The organism is Methanosarcina sp., assembly GCF_028693135.1.
In the GTDB taxonomy this organism is placed as follows: domain Archaea; phylum Halobacteriota; class Methanosarcinia; order Methanosarcinales; family Methanosarcinaceae; genus Methanosarcina.
Genome location: NZ_JAQUVZ010000080.1, coordinates 1 through 9,000, shown reverse-complemented (window position 1 = coordinate 9,000; position 9,000 = coordinate 1). Strand labels below are relative to the sequence as shown.

Annotated in this window: 7 protein-coding genes; 2 read left to right on the top strand and 5 right to left on the bottom strand. The window is 44.0% G+C overall.

From position 1 onward, the window contains the following. Window positions 1-148 precede the first annotated feature (148 nt). Window positions 149-796 carry a CDGSH iron-sulfur domain-containing protein gene (locus tag PHF18_RS17775; RefSeq protein ID WP_300105016.1) on the top strand — a complete coding sequence of 216 codons (648 nt, stop codon included), beginning with the start codon at window positions 149-151 and terminating at the stop codon, window positions 794-796. 195 nt (window positions 797-991) lie between these two features. On the opposite strand, the gene PHF18_RS17770 is transcribed toward PHF18_RS17775, so the two are convergent. From PHF18_RS17770 to PHF18_RS17755, 4 genes are all read right to left on the bottom strand, one after another. Next, window positions 992-1,378 carry an SET domain-containing protein gene (locus PHF18_RS17770; protein ID WP_300105014.1) on the bottom strand — a complete coding sequence of 129 codons (387 nt, stop codon included), beginning with the start codon at window positions 1,376-1,378 and terminating at the stop codon, window positions 992-994. 312 nt (window positions 1,379-1,690) lie between these two features. Continuing rightward, on the bottom strand, window positions 1,691-3,022 hold the full coding sequence (locus tag PHF18_RS17765; RefSeq protein WP_300105012.1) for an APC family permease: 1,332 nt from the start codon (window positions 3,020-3,022) through the stop codon (window positions 1,691-1,693). Between the two features lie 249 nt (window positions 3,023-3,271). Next, window positions 3,272-4,573 (bottom strand): APC family permease, encoded by a 1,302-nt coding sequence (locus tag PHF18_RS17760; RefSeq protein ID WP_300105011.1) that lies wholly within the window; start codon window positions 4,571-4,573, stop codon window positions 3,272-3,274. A 554-nt stretch (window positions 4,574-5,127) separates the two neighbouring features. Beyond that, complete coding sequence (locus PHF18_RS17755; protein ID WP_300105009.1) at window positions 5,128-5,781, bottom strand: hypothetical protein; 654 nt, start codon at window positions 5,779-5,781, stop codon at window positions 5,128-5,130. 522 nt (window positions 5,782-6,303) lie between these two features. Between PHF18_RS17755 and PHF18_RS17750 the strand changes: the two genes are divergently transcribed. Then, window positions 6,304-7,122: a sulfite exporter TauE/SafE family protein gene (locus PHF18_RS17750; protein WP_300105008.1), complete on the top strand. Its 819-nt coding sequence runs from the start codon at window positions 6,304-6,306 to the stop codon at window positions 7,120-7,122. Between the two features lie 318 nt (window positions 7,123-7,440). On the opposite strand, the gene PHF18_RS17745 is transcribed toward PHF18_RS17750, so the two are convergent. Next, window positions 7,441-8,610, bottom strand: a complete 1,170-nt coding sequence (locus tag PHF18_RS17745) for an ABC transporter permease (RefSeq protein WP_300105007.1) — start codon at window positions 8,608-8,610, stop codon at window positions 7,441-7,443. Window positions 8,611-9,000 lie beyond the last annotated feature (390 nt).

Here is a 9,000-nt window from a genome sequence, read left to right as displayed (position 1 = left end):
TTGTAGGAAATGCTCTTAGTTTTATGTTGTTATTCATTGGATCGAATAACACAAAACAAAGAGCACTTATTTTTATTTATCTACCAAAATGAAGTTCAAAATAGTGGAAACTGTCAAAGTTAGGATATAATACCAGAGGATGGGATAAATGGTTTCACAAACTGAAGAAAAAAAACCTTCAATAAAAGTCGTAAAAGACGGCCCGTATCTTGTCAGAGACCTTAAGAACTTCAGGAACTCAAAAGGTGTATCTATTGAAACAAAGCCAGTAATGGCCCTTTGCCGATGCGGAAAGTCAGAGAATAAACCCTTTTGCGACGGGGCACATTCAAAGATAGGGTTTTCGGGAGAAAAGGAAGAAGACCGCACACCTGACAAAGTAAAGGATTACATAGGCAAGAAGATTACTATTCACTACAACAGAGGAGTCTGCTCCCACGATGCATCTTGCGTTAAGGACGCATCTTCCGTTTTCAGGAAAGATAAAAGACCCTGGATCGATCCGGATGCTGCAGACCCTGAGGAAATTGAGAAAATAATTCGGAACTGCCCATCCGGAGCCCTGAGTTATTCCAGAGAAGGAGTTCATTATAAGGATTACCCCCGCCCTCCTGAAATTATTGTTTGCAAGGACAGTTTCTATAAAGTTGTTGGGAATATCGAACTGGAAGACCCTGAAGGTTCGGTCCCGGAGTCAAAAGAGCACTACACTCTCTGCCGCTGTGGAGATTCAAAGAACAAGCCGTTTTGTGACGGGACGCACTTACAGACCAAATTCAAAGACGAAAAGAACTGAACATGCAGAAGGCAGATCAATTTAGAGGGGAAAAAGCACCCGAAAAGCCTGGGCGAAACTCCTTCTTTTTGAAAGCCTGCCCGTGGAAGTAGGAAAGGTGCCTCGGGAGAAGCCACATATTTTATGGTAAAAAAGTAAAAAATAAATTGGCATAGAAAGAGTAAAATTTATCTCCCTAAGCTAAAAATTGGAATATCAGTTCCGGCTTGAAACATCAAACCAGACAGGGGTTTTGTCTTCAGGGTCACAGTTATAGTTTATGGTGATTTCCTCATTTTTCCGGATCTCTTTTATACAGACGTATTTCAAAAGGCCGTTGTCGAAGTCTTTCTGGTATTTTGCATTTGGGGTATAAGAGTGGTTGTAGAGAGACCCATAGCCCAGAGCAATCGCTGCTCCTCTTGAATCGGTCCCCCATGCGAAGTAGTAGTTAAAAAGCTGGGTAAGCTCAAGAGTATTCACTTCTTCCGGAGGAAGAACGATCACGGGGCAGGTTTCTATCACTTCATCTTTTTTAAGATTTCTCTGTGCAAATACGCCTCTACCTTTTCCAGGTGCGTCTTTAACACTTACCAATGACATTTGATCAGGCTCCTGTATTTATTATTATAAATTGCCTGGAAACTATTGCATTATTTTGAGAAGGCAATGAATTTATAAGTTTCCCTCCGAAAACTTTTATAGAGAGTACTTAGAAAATAGTTGACAATATCTGAAAATATTCCAAATATTTCACCGATTTTTACAGGATTCCACTGAAAATTTTTCCAAAAGAAAATAAGACAGGAGGAAATGAAATTAAGTCATTGAAGCTGGTTTTATCAGATAAGGCCTGATTACTAAGAGTTCCAAGAGTTCCTCACATTCCGAAAAACGGCTTTCATTGCCGTATTTTTAATGCCGGGTAAGGCAAGGAAGCTCAGGAGAGTCTTCACATAAAGGGAGGTCCTTTCCAGAAGGCAGTGTTTTTAATGGTCTCTTTTTCCCGAGAAACCTGTAATATCCAAACCCGACCAGGAAAATCGGAAAAACGACATCCCAGGTAAAACTGGAGACCAGAAAGCTCACGGATACGAGCGAAAGCGCCGAAAAGACCCATTTCCTCCAGCCGGTCTCAGTCTTCCAGTAGGCAACTATGATAAAGGCATAGAGGAAGACAAAGTTCTGGTTTACGAGCAGGATCATGGCTGAAACCGGGATTTTAAAAAAGTAGCTTCCTATAATCAGGATTATGGATAAAACATATAACCCGACGAGGCTGGACACAGGAATGTCCCTCTTTGAAAGCTTTCCGAAAACTGCCGGAAAAATGCCTGTCCTGCCTCCGGAATAGAGCAGGCGGCTTGCCGTAAAGTTCCAGGAACATGCATTTGCTGCAACCACTATAACCATTAGCCATACCAGCAAGTCCCCTCCAGGCGTAAAGAGGACAAGCCCTGAAAGCCCGGCTGCCCCCCGAAGAGGGACACCTGCAGCACTGGCTCCTGAACTTATGAGGGCTAGGAGGATGTAGATGGAGGTTACCAGAGCAAAACTCAGCCAGTAGAGGAGAGGCACGTTTTTCTCAGGATCCTTAATTTCTCCCAGGGAGAAAGAGAGATTTTCCCAGCCCAGAAAGGCCCAGAAAAGGAGGGCTGTAACCTTCCAGACATTGTCCAGGTCTACGTTTCCGTTGCCGTTTACGGCTTCTTTTGCGATCTCCACGCCTGAGCCGAAGAAATCCAGGTTGAAGCCGATAAGCAGGCTTATTAGCAGGAAAAGTACTGCAAGGGCCATGTAATTGATAAGGGAAATAGCCTTCATTCCGGCAAGGTTTGAGAGGAGCATCAGGGTTACGAGGAAAACTGCAAAAAGAGCGACCCCTGCTTCCGAAAGGGTGAAAAGTTGTCCCATGTACTCGCTTCCGATAAGTGCAACAGCAGGAAGCCCGAAAAAGAAAGATCCACCGACAAGGTAGGAGACCGCATATCCACCCCAGGGACCCACAGCTTCTTCGGCATAGCCGGCAAGGCCGGAAGTTGAAGGGAATTTCAAGCCAAGGCGGGAGCAGATCTGGATAAGAGGGATTGCGACCAGGGAGATCAGGAACCAGCCCAGGACTGCCTCATGGACACTGCCAGCATCAAGTGCCAGTCCTGGTAGTGCCAGGATTCCTGTTCCTATGAGCATGCAGATTGCAAGCCCAAGCCCCCGCCTGAGGGTAATTGTTTTTCCAAGTTCAGTCATTTTTCCCCTTAAGTAGATCAGTAGATCCGTATATCAGTAGATCAGTAGATCCGTAGATCAGTAGATCAATAGATCAGTAGATCAGTAAATCAGTAAATCAGTAGATATATTTTGTAATATTTATCTATATGCCAGCAGTTTGTCCAGGTTATTTCTCCCCGGACCAGCAGAAAATTAAATGTCTGAGAATTACAGCTCCGAATTAAATGTCTGAAAATTACAGCTCTGAAAATTACAGCTTCGAATGAGTCAAAGAAGCTGCTTTTCCCTCTTTCTTGTTTTTCTCACAAACCCGTAATAACCGAGCCCTGTAAGGGTAACGGAATAGAGAATCTTCCAGGTGAACCCTGAAACCAGGAAGGAGAGTGAAAGGAGGGAAAGCCCTGAGTAGACCCAGCGCCTCCATCCGGTTTCGGTTTTCCAGTAGGAGAGCAGGATAAAACCGTAAAGAAAGAGGAAGTTCTGGTTTACGAGCATGAGCAGGGAAGAAACCGGGACCTTAAACACATAAGTCCCCAGGAGCACCAGTACGAAAGCCGTATACATACTCAAGATGCTTGCCATTGGCTGTCCACGCTTCGAAAGTTTTCCCAGGTAAGCCGGAAGCACTTTTTCTTTTCCGGATGCATAAACAAGGCGGCTTGAAGCAAAGTTCCAGCAGGTTACATTAGCCACGATAACTACTGCCATCAGCCAGATGAGCAGATTTCCCGGAGGTGTGAACTTAACGAGTTCCACAAGGCCGGACGCTCCGGAGAGAGGAACTCCGGCTGCATCAGCTCCTATACTTGTGATTGCCAGCATCAGGTAAATGAAGATTACCAGGACAAAACTGAGCCAGAAAACCCTCTGGACATTTTTTTCCGGGTTCTGGAGTTCTCCAATGCCAAAGGACATATTTTCCCAGCCCAGGAAAGCCCAGAAGAGAAGAGCAGATATTTTCCAGATATTATAAGGGTCAAAAGCTTCAAAATTCATTCCCAGAATGGCGGATAAACCACTTCCAAGAGCCTGTATTGAAAACGCGAGCCCAGAAGAAAAGAAATTGAAGTTATAAAAGGTAAGGGCTGCAATCAGGATCAGCAATACGGCCACAGCTGCATAGTTGAAAAAAGAGACAAGCCTGACCCCGGCAACCGTTATAAGGGTCATGGTTGTGATGATAAGAAAAGCCAGCAGATGGACCCCAAAATCAGGAAAGTCAAAGAGGTGCTGCAGGTATTCGCCGCCAATTAGGGAAACTGCCGGCTCTCCCAGAATAAAAGAGCCGCAGACAAGGGCAGTCACTGCATATCCTCCCCACTCCCCTACAGCCTCCCGGGCATAATGGAACATGCCACCTGAACAGGGGAATTTCTTTCCGAGCCTTGCGCAGATCTGAATAAGGGGAATTGCTGCCAGAATAATCAGGAGCCAGCCGAAAACCACTTCTTGCACTGTCCCTACATCCGCAACCAGCCCGGGCAGGCCCAGAAGCCCGGAACCTATGACCATGAGGATGGCCAGAACAATTCCACGCCCCAGAGTAACTGTTTTTTTAAGTTCGGTCATATTTTGTCCCCTCACTATCCCAAATAAATCATAAAAATAAACATGAAGAAACAGAGAATACACTTTGAAGCCCTATAACATTTGCGTTATTTATACTGCAAGTCTGCGATTTGAATCCTGCAAAAAGGCGAAAAGTTGAATAGACCGGATGCCTGGGAATAATACTCCACCTGATCCAGGAAATACTTCTATTGCCCCCGGAAACCGTTTTTCAATTCAGAAGTTCTTAAAATGTCCCTGCCAGCTTGTCTGATGGGACCTTTCCAAAATAAATAAACTTGAAAAATAGTCTTTTCAGATAGCATCTGATCTGTTTTGTTTACGTCCCTGTTTGTTCCTGAGGTCACTTTTCACCTGTTGATTTTTTTGGGCGTTATTAATTTTTGTATTTTAGTGGATGACCAGGAAGTAAAATAAGGAAGTGGAATAAGAAAGAGAAATAAGAAAGAGAAATAAGAAAGAGAAATAAGAAAGAGAAATAAGGAAGTGAAATAAAGAAAAAACAGGGCTTTTTAAGAAACCCCGCTCAGTAATTGTTTTTTAGCCGTCAGTTTTTAACTTTTGGATTCATCTTTTTCCACGCAGATCAGTTCTTCTGCATACGGGAGTTCCTTTTTCATCCAGTCGCAGAAATCCCGCCACTCGTCAAGCTTGTGGTGGCGGCGCTGGAAGTAGATGTTCCGGAGTTCGGCGTAGTTGGTTATGACTGTCCGTTTCTGCATGTAAGCGCTCGGAAGGTCCTGGACAAGTTCCCTGAAGATGGCTTTCCGGTATGCATTATCCTCTTCACTGTCTCCTTCGCGGGATTTGTAGGCTTTGATCAGGTCGTTGAGGTGCCGGATCTGGGCATGCCTGTATTCTGTCATCGTATCAAAGGAAAAGTCGTGGGGAGCCAGGTCCTTGCTGGTCAGCTTATGCATTGTTGAGGTTGAATTCTTTTCCGTAAATTTGTAAGTATCAAACTCTTTCCACCAGTAGAGGGGAGCAGAGAGGTCAAAGCAGACCGTAATGAACCTCAGAAACTTGCCGTGTTCGTTTCCCGCAAGGGTCAGGCGCTGGGCCAGGTTAAGGTCCTTTTCTCCCAGCTTGCAGTTTCCAGCTGCATCTGGCTCGCTGCTGTCCGTCAGGTGCCAGGAGTTCATGGGGTTCCTCATGCCTTGAATTGCGTAGTAGATGTTGTATGTGCCGTGTAACTCGATTTTGATCATGAAAGCGCCTCTTTAACCCGGTTGTAGTAAATAAATTATAAATCCTGTACGGTAAATAGTTTGTAAACCTGTTTCTGGCTAATAACTTGCTTCTGGCTAATAACTTGCTTCTGGTTACTAAATAATAACTCATTTTAAATATTTGTTGCGCAGCATTCTCACTTATTAATATTACAGCTACTTACAGTTACTAGATGTCTCTCTTGAATATCCAGAAGGTAAACCTGTGAAATTCAAGCTGAGTTAAAGGAAATAAGAAAGGAAGTAAGCATTATTCCAGGGGGAAATTATTTAAGAAAAATAGTTACCCTCTTAAACCATGATTTATCCTTTCAAGTACAATCTTTCTGCAAGTTCCGGATTTTTCCGTATTACCATCAGTGGCAGCCCTGCATATTTTCAGTACGATACTGTTAACTTAAATAAACCCGCAATTTCATGTAGAGAACAGCCAGAAATATATTCTTAAATCAGGAAAATCAGGAAAATCAGGAAAAATCAGGAAAAAAACAAAAGACTAAAATGGAAATGACTCCTACAGAACCCCTTTATCTTGGTATCCTCATTTTTACAGGCGCTTTTGCGGGCATTATCTCAGGTCTTCTGGGGGTGGGGGGAGGCTTCATTATGTCTCCTGTCCAGTACTGGCTATTGCAGGAAACCGGGATGCAGCCAGACCTGGCTATAAGGGCGGCTCTCGGGACAAGCCTCTTCGTTATCCTGATTAACGCCATATTTGTTACCCTGAAATATCATCAAAAGCGAGCAGTGCTCTGGAAACAGGCTATGCTTATGGGGGTATCCGGATCAATTGCAAGTTTCGGGGGAGCAGCGGTAGCTTCTTACTTGCCTGCCTCTACCCTGAGTACAATTTTCGGGGTTGTGATCATAATGGGAGCTCTAAAAACTTATACCATGCCGGCTGTAAAGGAAAAGAATGAAATTAGCTCCAATCCGGTAGCTTATATTTTTGCCGGTATCATTATAGGCTTTTTTTCAGGGCTTCTTGGAATCGGGGGAGGAGTAATTGGAATTCCAATTATGCTGATCTTTCTTCATTTTGACATGAGGAAAGCCGTAGGAACTTCGGCTGCAATAATGATCTTTACCTCTTTTGGAGGATCAGTCGGCTACATAATCAATGGCTGGGGGCAAACAGGGCTTCCTTCTTATTCTCTCGGATATATCAATCTCCTTAACTGGATTTTGCTTGTAGTTCCCGGGCTTCTTGCAGCAAGAAAAGGGGCGGATGTTGCCCATCTGGTAAACCCGGAATATTTAAAACACCTTTTTGTACTTCTGATGATCTACGTAGGGTTAAAAATGGTAGGATTTATTTGAAAGCAGAAGTACCAAAAGGGATTTCAGGATCTAATAAAAATAGGTGGCCCTTATTCTTATTAACTGGTTGATCTATTCTGGTGCCTGGAGCTGGAATTTTTCAGTTTTCTCACCCTGCACCGCAATGGGCCTGGGCCGGCCGGTTAACCAGATTAAAAGTGACCCGAAGATGGGCACCGCAATTCAGAGAGACAAATGTTGAAGGAAATGGTTCAGGAATAAGAGAATATTTTCCTTTCTCCTGGAAAATGCTTTTTACATCGCAATTCTGGCTGCAGAGCCACAACTCTGCCTGTTAAAAATAAAAATCAGTTCCTTTCAGGCACTTTCAATAGCTGTTACAGGGTCGAGTTTTGCAGCTTTCCTTGCAGGGTAGATTCCCGAGATGATATTGACTATGAAAGCAAAAAAAGAGGCATATACAAAATTAAGGGGCTTTACCTCAAGAGGAAGAGTCTGAAGCCCGAAATACATTTCCTGAGGAACTTCGATTTTATAGCTCTGCAGGGCAACGGTTGCAATGTAACCAAGAACTGTGCCGAGCATAAGTCCTATAGCTCCGAGGACCAGGGACTGAAAAATAAATATAACCATTATGCTTTTTTGAGAAGCCCCCATCGCTTTCAGAATACCGATTTCCCTGGTCCTCTGGGCAACGATGGTGATAAGGGTATTTGCAATCCCGAAACCTGCAATCCCGTAGATCAGGAGGTAGAAGATATTTATAAAGACCATCTGGGTATCAAGGAGACCGAGAATTTCGGCATTTGCTTCTATCCAGCTTACGGCATCAAGCCCTGTTTCTCCTTCAATCGAAGCGGCAATGACTTCGGCCTGATAAGGGTCTGCAACCCGGACTCCGATGTTGCTCACAACTCCGGGTTCGTTAAAAAAGTCCTGAACTGAATCCAGCCTTGCATAGGCTGTTACCTCGTCCGCAGCAGTGCCGGTATGGATCAGCCCCACAACCTTAAAAGAAGTTGTTTTCGAGCCCGGAAAAACAGCATCTACCCTGTCTCCCACATGGACTTCAAGATTTTCCGCAAGCTTATCCCCGAGCAGAATCCCGTACCTTGTGTGGACAAGGGCCATGAGGTCCCCTTCTACAACATCCTTACTCACCCTCATAACATTCTCTTCAGCCACAGGGTCAACTCCCTGAAGAGAAACCCCTTCGGCATTGTCTCTGTATTCCAGTGCCGCCTGGCCCAGGTATTTGGGAGATACGGCTATGACTCCTTCCTTTTCAGCAATTCGGGCAGATGTATGCCTGTAAAGGTGGATGAACTCTTCATTTTCGTTTTGAGGATTGATAACGATATGTGGAGTGTTTTCAATACTTGAGGTTACAAGTTCATCCTGAAAACCCGAAAGCATTGCCATCATTACCGTTATAACGGCGACTGCAAGGGCAACCGCAAGTATGGCAAAAAAGGTCTGCTTTTTCCTAGATAATACCTGCCTCAAAGCGAGTTTCAGTTCATACATCTGGATAAACCCCTGGACCCGGCCAGACCGTCAGAATTATCAGGAAGCCTCAAATCTTCAAAGATTCAGGAAAGTTCAATTTGCTCGGCGTTTCAAATCTTTAAGAGATTCAAACTTTTAGAGATTCGAACTTTTAAGTATGTTCAAGCTTTCAAGACTTTTAAGACTTTTAAGTTCATCTAAACCATCATGACAGTTTAGATTTTCAGCCTCTTATTCATTCTTGGAGGGCTGATTATAAATCAGTTTCTGATACAGGAAAGAAAATCCGTATCCCCTTCAAATTGAGTGGAAAGCTCTGTTTTTCAACTCAACGAGCTTTTTTCTCTGATGATTTGAGCCAGAGGTGGCATCTCAAATTTATTGCTCACTCTATCCCATATGTACTGA

Bases quoted from the DNA above. Each gene is read 5' to 3' on its own strand.
- PHF18_RS17775 (WP_300105016.1), top strand. From the start codon at position 149: ATGGTTTCACAAACTGAAGAAAAAAAACCTTCAATAAAAGTCGTAAAA.
- PHF18_RS17770 (WP_300105014.1), bottom strand. From the start codon at position 1,378: ATGTCATTGGTAAGTGTTAAAGACGCACCTGGAAAAGGTAGAGGCGTA.
- PHF18_RS17765 (WP_300105012.1), bottom strand. From the start codon at position 3,022: ATGACTGAACTTGGAAAAACAATTACCCTCAGGCGGGGGCTTGGGCTT.
- PHF18_RS17760 (WP_300105011.1), bottom strand. From the start codon at position 4,573: ATGACCGAACTTAAAAAAACAGTTACTCTGGGGCGTGGAATTGTTCTG.
- PHF18_RS17755 (WP_300105009.1), bottom strand. From the start codon at position 5,781: ATGATCAAAATCGAGTTACACGGCACATACAACATCTACTACGCAATT.
- PHF18_RS17750 (WP_300105008.1), top strand. From the start codon at position 6,304: ATGGAAATGACTCCTACAGAACCCCTTTATCTTGGTATCCTCATTTTT.
- PHF18_RS17745 (WP_300105007.1), bottom strand. From the start codon at position 8,610: ATGTATGAACTGAAACTCGCTTTGAGGCAGGTATTATCTAGGAAAAAG.